The sequence below is a fragment of the Bradyrhizobium sp. UNPF46 genome, from assembly GCF_006658625.1.
In the GTDB taxonomy this organism is placed as follows: Bacteria; Pseudomonadota; Alphaproteobacteria; order Rhizobiales; family Xanthobacteraceae; genus Bradyrhizobium; species Bradyrhizobium nitroreducens.
Map to the genome: position 1 here is coordinate 31,342 of NZ_LFJB01000034.1, position 14,373 is coordinate 45,714.

Here is a 14,373-nt window from a genome sequence, read left to right on the forward strand (position 1 = left end):
GGCCGCTCGCCATGCCCCCTACTCCTCCGGCGCGTTCTCGATCGGGTCGAACCGGCTCGCATCCAGCCCGAGCAGATTCCACGACTGCTGCATGTGCGGCGGCAGCGGCGCGGTGGCGTCGATCACCCCGCCACGCGGATGCGGAATGACGATGCGGCGCGCCAAGAGATGCAGCCGATTCTGCAGGCCGCCCGGCAGCTGCCAGTTCTCGATGTTGAAATATTTGGGATCACCGACGATGGGATGGCCGATATGAGCCATGTGGGCGCGCAGCTGGTGAGTGCGGCCCGTCACCGGCTTCAGCGACACCCAGGTCAACTTGTTGCCGGCGGTCTCGACCACCGCGTAATAGGTCACCGCATGGCTGGCGCCCTCGTCGCCGTGCTGGGCGATGCGCATGATGGTGTCGTCCTCGCTCTCTTCCTTGGCGAGGAAGGTCGAGATGCGGCCCTGCTTCGGCTTGGGCAGGCCCGGCACCAGCGCCCAATAGACCTTGCGCGCAGATCTGGAACGAAATGCGCCGGTCAGATGCGAGGCGGCAAAGCGCGTCTTGGCGATCAGCAGGCAGCCCGAGGTTTCGCGATCGATACGGTGCACGAGGCGCGGCTTCTGGCCCTTGGCATCCCGCATCACCTCCAGCATCTGGTCGATGTGCCGCGTCATGCCCGAGCCACCCTGCACGGCAAGGCCGGCCGGCTTGTTGAGGACGAGGACGTCGTCATCCTCGTAGATCGTCATCTCCTTGAGCGCCTTGAGCGTCTTCTGCGCGGCCTCCGAGAGCTCGCCGACGGCCTTCGGCGCATCGACCTTCAGCGGCGGAATGCGGACGCTCTGGCCCTCCTCCAGACGGTCCTTGCTGTCGACGCGCTTGCCGTCGACGCGCAGCTCGCCTTTGCGGACGACGCGCTGGATGTGCGAGAACGACAGGCCGGGAAAGCGCGCTTCGAGAAAACGGTCGACGCGCATGTTGTTCTCGTCGGCCGTCACTTTGACGGTCTGCACCTTGGTCGGCAGCAGCGCCTCGACGGGTTTTTCCGGCGCCGGCCTCTCGAATTCGACCTTCTCCAGTCTGGCCTTGGGCGGACGCCGCTCGGAGCGCTCGGCAGCAAAGCGCGACGGCTTGGCGCCGGGTTTACCGCCCGGCTTGCCAGCGGGACGCGGCCCGGCCTTCTTCGCGCTCCGCGCCTGATGCGGACGCGACTCGTCGCGCTCATCACGCGAACGCGGCTTTGGGTTCATTCTCTTGATACGGCGGCTCATGGCTGCCTGCGTACCCTAAAAGGGGGCTCCCGTCACGGCGAAATGGCCATTTCTACCGCGACCCGCCCCGCTCCTTGCGCAGCTTGGCCCAGTAATCCAGCCGCTTCCGGATCTCGCGCTCGAAGCCGCGCTCGGGCGGGTCGTAGAAGGTCTGGCGGCCCAGGGCTTCCGGGAAGTAGTCCTGGCCGGAGAAGGCGTCGGGGGTGTCGTGGTCGTATTCGTAGGCTGCGCCGTAGCCTTCGGACTTCATCAGCTTGGTCGGCGAATTGAGGATGTGCTTCGGCGGCAGCAGCGAACCGGCCTGCTTTGCTGTTTGCATCGCGGCCTTGAAGGCGGTGTAAACCGCGTTCGATTTCGGCGCGGTGGCGAGATAGACGACGGCCTGCGCGATGGCGAGTTCGCCCTCGGGATGGCCGAGGAAGTCGAAGGCATCCTTGGCGGCATTGGCGATGACGAGGGCCTGCGGATCGGCAAGCCCGATGTCCTCAACCGCCATGCGCACGACGCGGCGGGCCAGGAACAGCGGATCCTCGCCAGCATCCAGCATGCGGCAGAGATAATACAGCGCCGCATCGGGATCGGAGCCGCGCACCGATTTATGCAGCGCCGAGATCAGATTGTAATGGCCGTCGGCCGACTTGTCGTAGATCGGCGCGCGGCGCTGCAGTATCTCCTGCAGCTGTGCGGCGTTGAAGATCTCGTCCGCCCGCGCCGAGCGCCAGACTTCCTCGGCGAGCGTCAGCGAGGCGCGGCCATCCCCATCGGCCATGCGCACCAGAACGGCCCTCGCCTCGGCATCAAGCGGCAGCTTCCTGCCCTCGACCGCCTCGGCATGTGCGAACAGCTTCTCGATCGCAGCCGCATCGAGCGAGCGGAACACCAGGACGCGCGCGCGCGACAAAAGCGCCGCGTTGAGCTCGAATGACGGGTTCTCCGTGGTGGCACCGACCATCACCACCGTGCCGTCCTCCATCACGGGCAGAAACGAGTCCTGCTGGGCGCGGTTGAATCTGTGCACCTCGTCGACGAACAGCAGCGTGCCCTTTCCCATCTCGCGGCGGGCGCGCGCGGCATCGAACGCCTTCTTCAGGTCGGCGACGCCGGAGAACACCGCGGAGATCTGCTCGAAATGCAGGTCCGTCGCATCCGCCAGGAGCCGCGCCACCGTGGTCTTGCCGGTGCCGGGCGGGCCCCAGAACACCAGGGATCCCAGCGTGCGCGTCTCCAGCATGCGCGTCAGCGCGCCGTCGGGGCCGAGGATGTGATCCTGGCCGACGACCTCCGACAGCGCGCGCGGGCGCAGCCGGTCCGGCAGCGGATGCGGAGCCTCATGGTCGAGCCCCGCCGCGGCGAAGAGAGTTGGCGTCTGCTGTGGTCGCTTCGGACTCATCCGCCCAGCGTGACGTTGATCTGCTGGCCACCGCGCACCACCGTGATGCGCCAGAGCCGCGGACGTTCTGCGGCGGCTTTCTCGAGGTCGCTGGTCTTGCTGATCTTCTGGTTGTTGACGGCGAGGATGATGTCGCCCTTCTGGAAGCCGACATTCGCAGCCGCGCTGTCGCCGCCGAGGTCGGTGATCACGACGCCCTCTGTGTCGACGTCCAGATGCAGCTCGTCGGCCACCGCCGGCGTGATGGTCGAGACCTTCGCGCCCTGGAACGGCGAGCGCGCGGTGACGACGAGCTCGTTGCGTCCGGTATCCGGCGCGGTCTCCAGTGCTACCGTCAGCTTCAGCGGCCTGCCGCCACGCTGCACGTCGATCTGTGCGGTGCCGCCGAGCGGACGGGTGGCGAAGCGATAGTCGAACGCGTTGGGATCATCCACGGTCTGGCCGTCGATCCCGGTGATGAGATCGGAGGATTTCAGGCCGGCCTTCGCGGCGGGGCCGTTCGACACCACGCTGGCGACCAGCGCACCGGTCGGCGAGCGCAGGCCGAGACTCTCGGCGATCTCGGGCGTCACTGCCTGCAGCTTCGCCCCGAGCCAGGGACGCTTCACCGCCTTGCCACCCCCCTTGGCCGAAGCGACGACGACACGCACCATGTTGGCGGGAATGGCAAAGCCGATTCCCTGCGAGCCGCCGGAGCGCGAATAGATCGCGGTGTTGATGCCGGCGAGCCGGCCGTTCATGTCGACCAGCGCGCCGCCGGAATTGCCGGGATTGATCGCCGCATCGGTCTGGATGAAGAACTGGTAGTCGGTGATGCCGACCTGTGTACGCGCCAGCGCCGAGATGATGCCGTGGGTCACGGTCTGGCCGACGCCGAACGGATTGCCGATTGCGAGCACGACGTCACCGACCAGCAGCTCGTCGGAGTTGGTGAATTCGAGCGCCGGAAACTTCTCCTTCGAATCCTTCAGGCGCAGCACCGCGAGATCGGTGCGGGAATCCTTCAGCACGATCTCGGCCTCGAACTCGCGCTTGTCCGACAGCGATACCTTCACCTGGTCCGCGCCTTCGATGACATGGACGTTGGTGACGACGAGGCCGGACGAATCAACGATGACGCCGGAGCCCAGCGAGCGCTGCACCTGTTCCTGCTGCTGGCCCGGCACGCCGAAGAAGCGACGGAAGATCGGGTCGTCCAGCAGCGGGTTGCGGTTCTGCACCACCTTGGCGGCATAGACGTTGACCACGGCCGGCTGAACCCGCTGCACGATCGGCGCATAAGACAGCCTCAGTTCGGCCGGCGAGGACGGGACCCGACGGTCTTGCGCCGCGGCCGGATTGAACTGGGCGGAAAAGGCTATGCACAAAGCCGTGACGACGGCGGCCGAGATCGATCGAAACATTCCTACCTCTTGGAAAAGACGACGGAATATAGGCGCGTTCGCCCCCCAATAGAAGGGCGCCGGACGGCAATATTCGGCCTCCATCCGGCGGCTCCGACATGCAAGCGGAACGTGCAAAACGGCAATTGGCTGGGCCTCCCGCATTGGCATGACGCGCGTCATCTTGCATTCTGTCCCACGGCGGATTCGGTTGAGGCGAAATTGCATCAGTGGGAACCGCGCAATCGACACGCGCCGTCGCGGGGCAGTCATCGACCGTTCCCAGGCGCTCCGCTTGCGACTTAGGGAAGTTCGTCCAACGAGGGAGTGATGACGTGAGCAAGTCAAGGATTGCAGCCACGGCGATCGGCCTCGCCGGCGCGCTGGCGGCCTCGCAGGCCCAGGCCCAATCGGCGAGCAGCAGCGAGCAGGAGATCGCGCTGCTCAAGCAACAGCTGAAGATGCTGGAGCAGAAGCTCGACAAGCTCCAGAGCCAGACCGCCGCGAACACGGCCGCCACGGCGAAGGCGAGAGCCGAAGCCAAGGCCGAGGCGCGATCGGAGGCGAAGGCGGTCGTGGCCAACGCGAATGCGGCGATCCCCGTCAAGGGACCGGCGCCCGCGTCCGGCGTCGTCGTGACCATGCCGAACAACCGGCCGACCATCTGCACCGCCGACCAGGCCAATTGCGTCGCCATCACCAGCCGCTTGCATTACGATGTTGGCGGCTACGACTATCGTCCCAACACGGCAGCCACCGTGCCGCAGAAGCTCGACAGCGGCCAGAACGTCCGCCGCGCCCGCATCGGCGTCACCGGCAAGTTCCTCAACGACTGGAACTTCGCGCTGATCTACGATTTCGGCGGCTCCTCCGACGGCTTTGGCGGCACGGCGCCGGGCTCGCTGCCCGGCGGCGGCGTCTCCGGCGTCGAAAACGCCTATCTCAGCTACACCGGCCTGAAGCCGTTCGGCGGCAAGATGGCGGTCGAAGCCGGCATCATGGACCTGCCCTACACGCTCGACGAGGCCACGAGCTCCAACGATATCATGTTCATGGAGCGCGCCTCGGCCGGTATCATCGCGACCAATATCGCCGCCGGCGACTTCCGTTCCGCGGCCGGTACGCGCTGGTACAACGACCAGCTCTGGATCGGCGGCTATGTCACGGGGCCATCGACCGGGGCGATCCATTCGGCTTCGAGCGCGGCGCCGGCGGGCACGAGCGAGCAATATGGCGCAGTCGCGCGCGTTGCCGGCAACCCCATCAGCGGCAAGGACTATTCGGTGCATTTCGGCGCCGACGCCCAGTGGCTGATCCAGCCGCCACGCAACCTCATCGCCAACACGCAGACGGTGACGCTCAGCGATCGCCCGGAACTCCGACTTGATCCAACGACCCTGATCTCGACCGGCGCGATCGCCAATGCCTCCGGCGCGCAGGTCTACAGCGTCGAGGCGGCCGCGACCTATGGGCCATTCATCGTTCAAGGCGAGTATTTCTGGTACAATATCGACCGCACCGCCAACACCGGCGTCCCGCTGGTCGGCGCCCCCAGCCTGAAATTCCAGGGCGGCTACGCGCAGGCCGGCTACGTGCTGACGGGCGAAGGCCGCAGCTACAACGCGGCGAACGCGGCCTATGGCGGCGTCAGGCCGGCGCACCCGTTCTCGCTCGAAGGCGGCGGCTGGGGTGCGTGGGAGATCGCGGGGCGCTTCTCGACGGTCGACCTCAACAATCAGCTGGGCACGGCGACCGGGATCGCCGGCGGCCGGCAGAATGTCTACACGCTGGCGCTCAACTGGTACGTCAACGGCAACGTCCGCTTCATGCTCGACTATCTGCACGGCACCGTGTCGAAGCAAGCCTCGCCGGTCTCCACCGCAGACGTCGGCTCGAAGTTCGATGCGGTCGCGATGCGCACGCAGTTCGCGTTCTGAGGCCATGCACGTCGTCCCGGGGCGCGCGCGAGCGCGAACCCGGGACCTCCGCGCGAGCGCTTGCGCTCGTCGCGATAACCACAGGGAGTAGTTTGGCGAAGACTCGGAGTTACCAGCTCGCGCTAAAACTCCTCCTTGGGGGTATGGGTCCCGGCGTTCGCCGGGACGACACCGAAAATGCAGCGCCAGCTTCCCTACAATTTACGCCGCGCGCTTCGGCTTCCTCACCACGACCGGCGGCGGCGCGCAGGACAGCCGTTGCTGGTGACTCTCTCCCCAGGCCTTCAGGATGTCGATGACCGGCTTGAGGCTCTCGCCGAGCTCGGAGAGACAGTATTCCACGCGCGGCGGCACTTCGGCATAGACCTTGCGGATGACGAGCTTGTCCTCCTCCAGCGCGCGAAGCTGCTTCGTCAGCATGCGCTGGGTGATCCCTGGCATCCGGCGGCGCAATTCGCCGAAGCGCTGGGTGCCGCTCTGCAGGTGATAGAGGATGACGCCCTTCCACTTGCCGTCGATCAGGTCCAGCGTCGCCTCGACCGAGCAGCCCGGACGACGGGCAAAATTTCGCCGTTTCATGCGCGTTTTCCCAATAGTATCCAAACAGGGACTATATCCCCGAATTTACAGTACTTGCCAAATCGGAGCCAGGGAGACAGTTAGCAGGTCAGGCGCCCGTGCCAAGCTGCGCGCCATCTGATGGAGACACGCCATGAAAGCCGTCGGCTACAAGAAATCGCTTCCGATCGAGGACGCGGAGTCGCTGATCGATGTCGAGACCGCAAAACCCGAGCCCAAAGGGCGCGACATCCGCGTTGCCGTGAAGGCGATCTCGGCCAATCCGGTCGATTACAAGGTGCGCAAGCGCGCCGCGCCGCCCGAGGGCGAGACCAAGATCCTGGGTTATGACGCGGCCGGCGTGGTCGACGCCGTCGGGCCCGAGGTCACGCTGTTCAAGCCGGGCGATGAAGTGTTTTACGCGGGCTCGATCCTACGCCAGGGCACCAATGCCGAATTCCATCTGGTCGACGAGCGCATCGTCGGCAACAAGCCGAAGAGCCTGTCCTTCGCGCAAGCCGCCGCCCTTCCCCTCACCTCCATCACCGCCTGGGAATTGCTGTTCGACCGGCTCGGCGCGGTGCCCGGCAAGAGCGTCGATCCGCGCACGCTGCTGATCACGGGCGGCGCCGGCGGCGTGGGCTCGATCCTGATCCAGCTCGCGCGCCGCCTCACTGGCCTCACCGTGCTCGCGACCGCGACGCGGCCCGAGTCGCAAAAATGGTGCCTCGATCTCGGCGCGCATGCGGTGATCGACCACGGCAAGCCAATGAAGGAGCAGATCGAGAAGCTGAAGCTGCCGCCAGTCGCGCTGGTGGCGAGCCTCACCTTCACCGACCAGCACTACAAAAGCATCGCGGATTTCATGGCGCCGCAGGGAAGGTTCGGCCTGATCGACGATCCCCCGGAATTCACCATGAGCACATTCAAGGGCAAGGCGATCTCGGTGCACTGGGAATCGATGTTCACGCGCTCCTCGTTCCAGACACCGGACATGATCGCGCAGCATCATCTGCTCAACGACGTCGCCGACCTCATCGACAAGGGCGTGCTGCGCACCACGCTCGACCAGACGTTCGGCACCATCAACGCCGCCAATCTCAAGCGCGCGCATGCGCTGCTCGAGAGCGGCAAGTCGCGCGGCAAGATCGTGCTGGAGGGGTGGTAGGCCTCAGGTGGAAGCGCGCGGCGCCTTGGCTTCAGGCCGGAGCGCCGCCCGTTCGATAAAGCCCTTTGCCAGTGCGTGATAGATGCCCTCCTCGCAGATCATCCGCGAGGTCACGTGCGCAATCAGCGCGGCTGCCATCAACGGCACGACCATGCCGTGATTGTCCGTCATCTCGGTCACGATCACAAACGCCGTGATCGGCGCCTGCACCACGCCGGCGAAATACGAGACCATGCCGAGAAGCATGATGGCGCCGAGCGGTGCTTCGTGGAAGAACGAGGCGATGTTGCTGCCGATGCCGGCACCGACGGCCAGAGACGGCGAAAAAATGCCGCCCGGTATTCCGCTGATCGCGGCACAGGTCGTCGCGAGGAGCTTGAGCACGCCGAAATCCCCCGGCAACGGCGACCCGTGCTCCAGCGCTGTCTTCACCTGGTCATAGCCGGTGCCGTAGATCGTATCACCGGACACCAGGCCGCAGATCGCGACGGCAAGTCCGCATGCAAACGCAAACCAGAGCGGGTGCCCCTTGATCGCCCGTCCGAGCGGATTCTTGAACCCGCGCGCCATCACGATCACGATGCGGCTGAACAGGCCGCCTGCGAGGCCGCCGATGACCCCGCAGAGCGGAACGGCCAACCAATCCATGCCACGCGCCAGTGACATCGCGCTGCTGCCGAAATAGGCGTAATTGCCCGCCAGCGCCAGCGAGGTCAGGCCGGCCGCGATCACGGCCGCAATGATGAGGCTGGAGGTGCGGGTCTCAAACGCGCGGCTCATCTCCTCGATGCCGAAGACAATGCCAGCCAGCGGCGTGTTGAAAGCTGCAGCAACGCCTGCGGCGGCGCCTGCCAGGATCAACCCCGGCTGGCGGCGCGGTGAGACGCGGCCGAGCGCGAACATGATGGACGCGCCGACCTGCACGGTAGGGCCTTCCCGGCCGACGGAGCCGCCACACAACAATCCGAACAGAGTGAGGATCACCTTTCCGACCGCGATCCGGATCGAGACAAGACTCTCGCGCGCTCTCTGATCGGTCAGATGGCGTGCGGCGATCGCCTGCGGGATGCCGCTGCCCTGCGCATTGGGAAACAGCCGGAGGGTCAGATAAGCTGACAGCATGAAGCCGAGCGGGGTCACCGCCAGCACGGCGTAACGCGACTTCGCCAGCAGCAGCGCGAAAGCATGCTGGGCCAGATCGGCGAGCTGCGCCAGCGCCACCGCCGCTGCACCCACCCCGATCCCGCCGAGTAGAAAGATCGCCTGCCGCTGCCATCGCGCAGACGTCAATCTGAAGAGGCGTTTATGGCGGGTCGACAGGGGCCAGAGCATGAAGGCCGTTTTAGCCCTTCGTGACCCGAATTGAAGGGACGAGTGGGCAGATCAGCTAGTCTGGAACCGCACCCTCGACGAACAGCAGCCGGCGCTCGAGCGCAGTCTGCCGCAGCTTGAGGGCCTCGGCATATTCAGCCGAAGCATACCACTCCTTCAGCCGCGCCATCGAATTGAATTCGACGATGACAATGGCCTTCGGCGGCAAATTGCCTTCGGCAAGCTCGGCCTTGCCGCCGCGGACGAGATAACGCCCGCCGTATTGCGCGATCGTCCTGGCGGCGAGTGTACGGTAAGCCTCGAAGCCCTCGGGATCGCGCATTTCGACTTCGGAAATCACATAGGCTGCCATGCACGACCTCAAGCGATCGTATTGACGATGCCGCCTTCCGCCCGTAACGCCGCGCCGTTGGTGGCAGACGCCTGCTTCGATGCGACATAGACCACCATGTTGGCGATCTCCTCCACGCTGGCGAAGCGTTGCAGCAGCGAGCTCGGACGATGCTGCTTGACGAAATTGGCGGCGGCCTCGTCCACGGACTGGCCGTTCTGCTTGGCGAGATCCTTCACAAAAGTCTCGACGCCCTCCGACATGGTCGGGCCCGGCAGCACGGAATTGACGGTGACACCGCTGCCGCGGGTGAGCTGCGCGAGGCCGCGCGCGACCGAAAGCTGGGCCGTCTTGCTCATGCCGTAGTGGATCATCTCGACGGGGATGTTGAGCCCGGACTCCGATGAGATGAAGACGATGCGGCCCCAATTGCGCGCGAGCATGCCCTTCATGTAGGCCCGCGACAGTCGCACGCCGCTCATGACGTTGACCTCGAAGAAACGGCTCCAGTCTTCGTCGGGGATCTCGAAGAAGTCCTTGGGCTCGAAGATGCCGGCGTTGTTGATGAGGATGTCGACCTCGGGCAGCGCCGCGACCAGCGCCTTGCAGCCCGCAGCGGTCGAGACGTCGGCGGCGATGCCGCGGACCTTTCCGCCCGCCGCTTCCAGCTTGCGCACGGCCGCATCGACCTTGTCCTGGCCGCGGCCGTTGATCACGACGCTGGCGCCGGAGGCCGCAAGGCCCTTGGCGATGGCATGGCCGATGCCGGCGGTCGAGCCGGTCACCAGCGCAGTTTTTCCAGAAAGGTCGATGTTCATGCGTCGGCTCCATTGAAGTTAGCGGAGATATCGTGCGCTGCGCGAGCAGCTTCAATCGTCCCTCACCGACGCGTGAGGATCGGCCGCCATATCAGCAGTGCCGCAAGGCGGGCAAAGCGTAGCGCGCCACCCTTTCGACGCCGGATGCGATCCAATGACAACATACGCCATCGTCGGACTGAGCTTGTACCCGCCGCACGCGATGCCTTGCGCAATCGCACGTTTGATTGGGTGACCGCTCCAGGCACCGAGGCTGGCCGCTACATCCGTGGCCTTCCAGGCAATGGGCGATTGTCAGGAGACAATGGCCGCGCCCAGCAAAAAAGCGGCGCCCCCGGGGGCGCCGCTTTCTGAAACGTTGACTGCCGCTCGGCTTACGCCGCCTCGGCTTCCCTTTCCTGCACCGGACCGGAATCCTGTCCCTTGGCATCGACGTCGCGGTCGACGAACTCGATCACGGCCATCGCCGCGTTGTCGCCGTAGCGGAAGCCGGCCTTGATGATGCGGGTGTAGCCGCCCTGACGATCCTTGTAGCGGGGCGCCAGCACGTCAAACAGCTTCTTGACCTGGTCCTTGTCGCGCATCTCGGAGATGGCCTGGCGACGCATGGAGAGGCCGCCCTTCTTGCCGAGGGTGACGAGCTTCTCGACGATCGGACGGAGCTCCTTGGCCTTCGGCAGCGTGGTGACGATCTGCTCGTGCTTGATCAGCGCAGCGCACATGTTCGCGAACATCGCGCGGCGATGCTCGGCCGTGCGGTTGAGCTTCCGATGAACCTTGCCGTGACGCATGTAACTATTCCTTATTTTAGAACTGCCGCGACGGTTCGTCGGACCAGTTGCTCAGGTGGGCTGCCTGCGTTCGCCCTGTCAGTCATTCCGGGGCGGCTCGCAGAGCCGAACCCGGAATCTCGAGGTTCCGGGTTCGATGCTCGCGCATCGCCCCGGAACGACGAATGCTCAGTAGTGATCCTCGAAGCGCTTGGCGAGCTCGTCGATGTTCTCCGGCGGCCAGCCCGGCACTTCCATGCCGAGATGCAGCCCCATCTGGGCCAGCACTTCCTTGATCTCGTTCAGCGACTTGCGGCCGAAGTTCGGGGTGCGGAGCATTTCCGCTTCGCTCTTCTGCACGAGGTCGCCGATATAGACGATGTTGTCGTTCTTCAGGCAGTTGGCCGAACGCACCGACAGCTCGAGCTCGTCCACCTTCTTGAGGAAGGCCGGGTTGAAGGCGAGGTCCGGGATGATCTCCTGGGCGACTTCCTTGCGCGGCTCTTCGAAGTTGACGAACACGTTGAGCTGATCCTGCAGGATGCGGGCGGCGTAAGCCACCGAGTCATCCGGCGAGATCGCGCCGTTGGTTTCGATCGTCATGGTCAGCTTGTCGTAGTCGAGGATCTGTCCCTCGCGGGTGTTCTCGACCTTGTAGGAGACCTTGCGGACCGGCGAGTACAGGCTGTCGACCGGGATCAGGCCGATCGGCGCGTCCTCGGGACGGTTGCGCTCGGCGGGCACGTAGCCCTTGCCGGTCGAGACCGTGAACTCCATGCGGATCTCGGCGCCCTCGTCGAGGGTGCAGATCTGCAGGTCCGGATTGAGCACCACGACATCGCCGACGGTCTGGATGTCGCCGGCGGTGACGACGCCGGGGCCCTGCTTCTTCACGACCATGCGCTTGGGGCCTTCGCCCTGCATCTTGATCGAGATGTCCTTGATGTTGAGCACGATGTCGGTGACGTCCTCACGAACGCCCGCGATCGAGGAGAACTCGTGCAGCACGCCGTCGATGTGCACCGACTGCACCGCCGCGCCCTGGAGCGAGGAGAGCAGGATGCGGCGCAGCGCGTTGCCGAGGGTCTGGCCGAAGCCGCGCTCGAGCGGCTCGGCGACGATGGTCGCGAAACGCGAGGGATCGCTGCCGGGCGTGACCTGGAGCTTGTTCGGCCGAATCAGTTCTTGCCAATTTTTCTGGATCGTCACTGTTTCACCCATACAGGCCAGTCGAACTGCCATTGCAGACACTGGCGTTGGAGAAAGGCCGCAGGTCGCACCTGCGGCTTCTTGCAAAAGTCATTGCGGGCGCCGATGCACCCGCAACCCGGTATCAAACGCGCCGACGCTTGCGGGGACGGCAACCGTTGTGCGGGATCGTGGTCACGTCGCGGATCGAGGTAACGGTGAAGCCGGCAGCCTGAAGCGCGCGGAGCGCCGATTCGCGGCCCGAGCCGGGACCGGCAACTTCGACTTCCAGCGTGCGCATGCCGTGCTCCTGCGCCTTCTTCGACACGTCCTCGGCGGCAACCTGCGCCGCGTACGGGGTCGACTTGCGCGAGCCCTTGAAGCCCATCGTGCCGGCGGAGGACCAGGCAATCGTGTTGCCCTGCGCGTCGGTGATGGTGATGGTCGTGTTGTTGAACGACGAGTTCACGTGCGCAACGCCGGAGGCGATGTTCTTGCGCTCGCGACGACGAACGCGGGTGGCTTCCTTGCCCATTGAGTCCCTTTCCTGAAGATCTCAAACGCCGCCGTAATGCCAGCGGCTACACCTGTGGAACGAAAAGCGCGTGGCGAACGGGTCATCCCCTTTCGCCACACGCCGCGATGAGATTCGAAAACTTACTTCTTCTTGCCGGCGATGGCCTTCGCCGGACCCTTGCGCGTGCGCGCATTGGTGTGGGTACGCTGGCCGCGCACCGGCAGACCGCGACGATGACGCAGGCCGCGATAGCAGCCGAGGTCCATCAGACGCTTGATGTTGATGCCGACCTCGCGGCGCAGGTCGCCCTCGACCAGATAGTCGCGGTCGATCACTTCGCGGATCTGCAGCACTTCGGCATCGCTGAGCTGATTGACGCGACGATCCACGGGGATCTTCACCTTTTCCAGGATCTCACCAGCGATCTTCTGACCGATGCCATGGATGTACTGGAGCGCGATCAGCACGCGCTTGTTGGTGGGAATGTTCACGCCGGCAATACGGGCCAAGGCCTTCTCTCCTGTTGCCGATCCTCGTCAGGACCGGGCTTTAAGTGCTTGTGTTCTCGGGCAGGTGTTCACAAACGCGAACACGACGCCCACCCCCGGTCTTCCTGGGGCCCGGCATCGTCTGAAACTATCCGACTTGGATGCGGGGCTTATTAGGGGATTCCGGGGGCTTTCGTCAACCGCTGCTAGCGTTTGGCTCGCTTTTTCGTGACCTTTTTTGCAGCTTTCCTGGCACCCTTTTTGACCGCCTTCTTGGCGGTCTTTTTGGCTGCCTTCTTCGCCGCTTTCTTGACGGCCTTCTTGGCCGCCCTCTTGGGAGCCTTCACGGCCTTCTTGGCCGCCTTTTTGGCGGTTTTAGCCGACTTGGCGGTCTTTTTGGCGGCTTTCGCCGGCTTCTTAGCCGATTTCTTCGCGGCCCTGGCCTTCTTGGCCGGGGCTTTCTTGGCCGCGCTCTTGGTCTGGGTCTTGGCCTCGACCGCGCCCAACGCCTGGAGCTGGCGGTCGATGGCCCGGGTGACCTCGTCGATGGCCATCATACCGTCGATGGTCGAAAGCTTCCGCCGCTCGGAATAGTAGTGAATCAGCGGTTCCGTCTGGCTGCGGTAGTTGGCTAACCGTTTGGTCAGGACCTCCGGGGTGTCGTCGAGTCGGACCTCCTCCCCGCGCTCCCGCATCTGGGCGACGCGGGTCTCGACACGGCTCAGAAGCGCGCTCTCGTTGACACGGAGCTCGATCACGGCGTCGAGCTTGAGGCGCTTGCTCTTGAGCAGCTCGTCCAGCGCTTCGGCCTGCGGCACGGTGCGCGGGAAGCCGTCGAGGATGAAACCGTTCTGGGCGTCCGGCTGGTCGATCCGATCCGAGATGATTCCGACCACGATCTCGTCGGGCACGAGGGCGCCGCTGGCCATGATCTCCTTGGCCTTCAGCCCGACCGGCGTGCCGGCCGCAACGGCGGCACGCAGCATCTCGCCGGTCGAGAGCTGGACGATGCCATGGCGCTGCACCAAGAGCTGCGCCTGCGTCCCCTTGCCCGACCCCGGCGGTCCCAGAAGTATAATTCTCATCGGCGTACGCCCCCCGGATTGGTGAGCGATACGTCGCGCACCTGTGTTTGAAGTCCAAGAACAGTGCAAACCATAATCGGCGTTGCACCGCTACCCATATCATAGGGGAGCAGATGGGTGGACGCCAAGAAGGGCTTTGAAATCAGTGA

Annotated in this window: 14 protein-coding genes; 2 read left to right on the forward strand and 12 right to left on the reverse strand. The window is 64.9% G+C overall.

The genetic code is table 11. From position 1 onward, the window contains the following. Positions 1 to 18: 18 nt before the first annotated feature. Genes UNPF46_RS14860 through UNPF46_RS14870 form a run of 3 tightly spaced genes read right to left on the reverse strand, consistent with a single transcriptional unit; the run spans position 19 to position 4,053 of the window. The gene (locus UNPF46_RS14860; protein WP_142250507.1) at positions 19 to 1,260 is read right to left on the reverse strand and encodes an RluA family pseudouridine synthase; all 1,242 of its coding nucleotides are present in this window, start codon (positions 1,258 to 1,260) and stop codon (positions 19 to 21) included. Between the two features lie 52 nt (positions 1,261 to 1,312). Next, positions 1,313 to 2,650 carry a replication-associated recombination protein A gene (locus UNPF46_RS14865; protein WP_142250508.1) on the reverse strand — a complete coding sequence of 446 codons (1,338 nt, stop codon included), beginning with the start codon at positions 2,648 to 2,650 and terminating at the stop codon, positions 1,313 to 1,315. Continuing rightward, complete coding sequence (locus UNPF46_RS14870; RefSeq protein WP_181769941.1) at positions 2,647 to 4,053, reverse strand: DegQ family serine endoprotease; 1,407 nt, start codon at positions 4,051 to 4,053, stop codon at positions 2,647 to 2,649. Before UNPF46_RS14870 ends, UNPF46_RS14865 begins: the two co-directional genes overlap by 4 nt. Positions 4,054 to 4,367: 314 nt before the next feature. On the opposite strand from UNPF46_RS14870, the gene UNPF46_RS14875 reads away from it, so the two are divergent. Further along, the gene (locus UNPF46_RS14875; RefSeq protein WP_142250509.1) at positions 4,368 to 5,969 is read left to right on the forward strand and encodes an OprO/OprP family phosphate-selective porin; all 1,602 of its coding nucleotides are present in this window, start codon (positions 4,368 to 4,370) and stop codon (positions 5,967 to 5,969) included. Positions 5,970 to 6,170: 201 nt separating this feature from the next. Here UNPF46_RS14875 and UNPF46_RS14880 read toward each other — a convergent pair whose 3' ends face one another. Further along, on the reverse strand, positions 6,171 to 6,548 hold the full coding sequence (locus tag UNPF46_RS14880) for a winged helix-turn-helix transcriptional regulator (RefSeq protein ID WP_100176988.1): 378 nt from the start codon (positions 6,546 to 6,548) through the stop codon (positions 6,171 to 6,173). A 133-nt stretch (positions 6,549 to 6,681) separates the two neighbouring features. Between UNPF46_RS14880 and UNPF46_RS14885 the strand changes: the two genes are divergently transcribed. Then, on the forward strand, positions 6,682 to 7,695 hold the full coding sequence (locus UNPF46_RS14885) for a zinc-binding alcohol dehydrogenase family protein (protein WP_142250510.1): 1,014 nt from the start codon (positions 6,682 to 6,684) through the stop codon (positions 7,693 to 7,695). A gap of 3 nt (positions 7,696 to 7,698) precedes the next feature. Here UNPF46_RS14885 and UNPF46_RS14890 read toward each other — a convergent pair whose 3' ends face one another. The 8 genes from UNPF46_RS14890 to UNPF46_RS14925 form a co-directional block, all read right to left on the reverse strand. Continuing rightward, positions 7,699 to 9,027 carry a chloride channel protein gene (locus UNPF46_RS14890; protein ID WP_142250511.1) on the reverse strand — a complete coding sequence of 443 codons (1,329 nt, stop codon included), beginning with the start codon at positions 9,025 to 9,027 and terminating at the stop codon, positions 7,699 to 7,701. 55 nt (positions 9,028 to 9,082) lie between these two features. Next, a complete protein-coding gene (locus tag UNPF46_RS14895) occupies positions 9,083 to 9,379 on the reverse strand; it encodes a DUF1330 domain-containing protein (RefSeq protein ID WP_142250512.1) in 297 nt (98 codons plus the stop codon). 8 nt (positions 9,380 to 9,387) lie between these two features. After that, entirely contained in the window at positions 9,388 to 10,176 is a 789-nt protein-coding gene (locus UNPF46_RS14900) for an SDR family NAD(P)-dependent oxidoreductase (RefSeq protein WP_142250513.1), read from the reverse strand. 374 nt (positions 10,177 to 10,550) lie between these two features. After that, positions 10,551 to 10,967, reverse strand: a complete 417-nt coding sequence (gene rplQ / locus UNPF46_RS14905) for a 50S ribosomal protein L17 (protein WP_100176992.1) — start codon at positions 10,965 to 10,967, stop codon at positions 10,551 to 10,553. 168 nt (positions 10,968 to 11,135) lie between these two features. Continuing rightward, complete coding sequence (locus tag UNPF46_RS14910) at positions 11,136 to 12,167, reverse strand: DNA-directed RNA polymerase subunit alpha (RefSeq protein WP_100176993.1); 1,032 nt, start codon at positions 12,165 to 12,167, stop codon at positions 11,136 to 11,138. Positions 12,168 to 12,279: 112 nt separating this feature from the next. Beyond that, positions 12,280 to 12,669, reverse strand: a complete 390-nt coding sequence (gene rpsK / locus UNPF46_RS14915; RefSeq protein WP_007603045.1) for a 30S ribosomal protein S11 — start codon at positions 12,667 to 12,669, stop codon at positions 12,280 to 12,282. Positions 12,670 to 12,791: 122 nt separating this feature from the next. After that, positions 12,792 to 13,160, reverse strand: coding sequence for a 30S ribosomal protein S13 (gene rpsM, locus UNPF46_RS14920; protein WP_008549231.1), 369 nt, complete (start codon positions 13,158 to 13,160; stop codon positions 12,792 to 12,794). A gap of 185 nt (positions 13,161 to 13,345) precedes the next feature. Continuing rightward, entirely contained in the window at positions 13,346 to 14,224 is an 879-nt protein-coding gene (locus UNPF46_RS14925; protein ID WP_142250514.1) for an adenylate kinase, read from the reverse strand. Between the last annotated feature and the right edge of the window lie 149 nt (positions 14,225 to 14,373).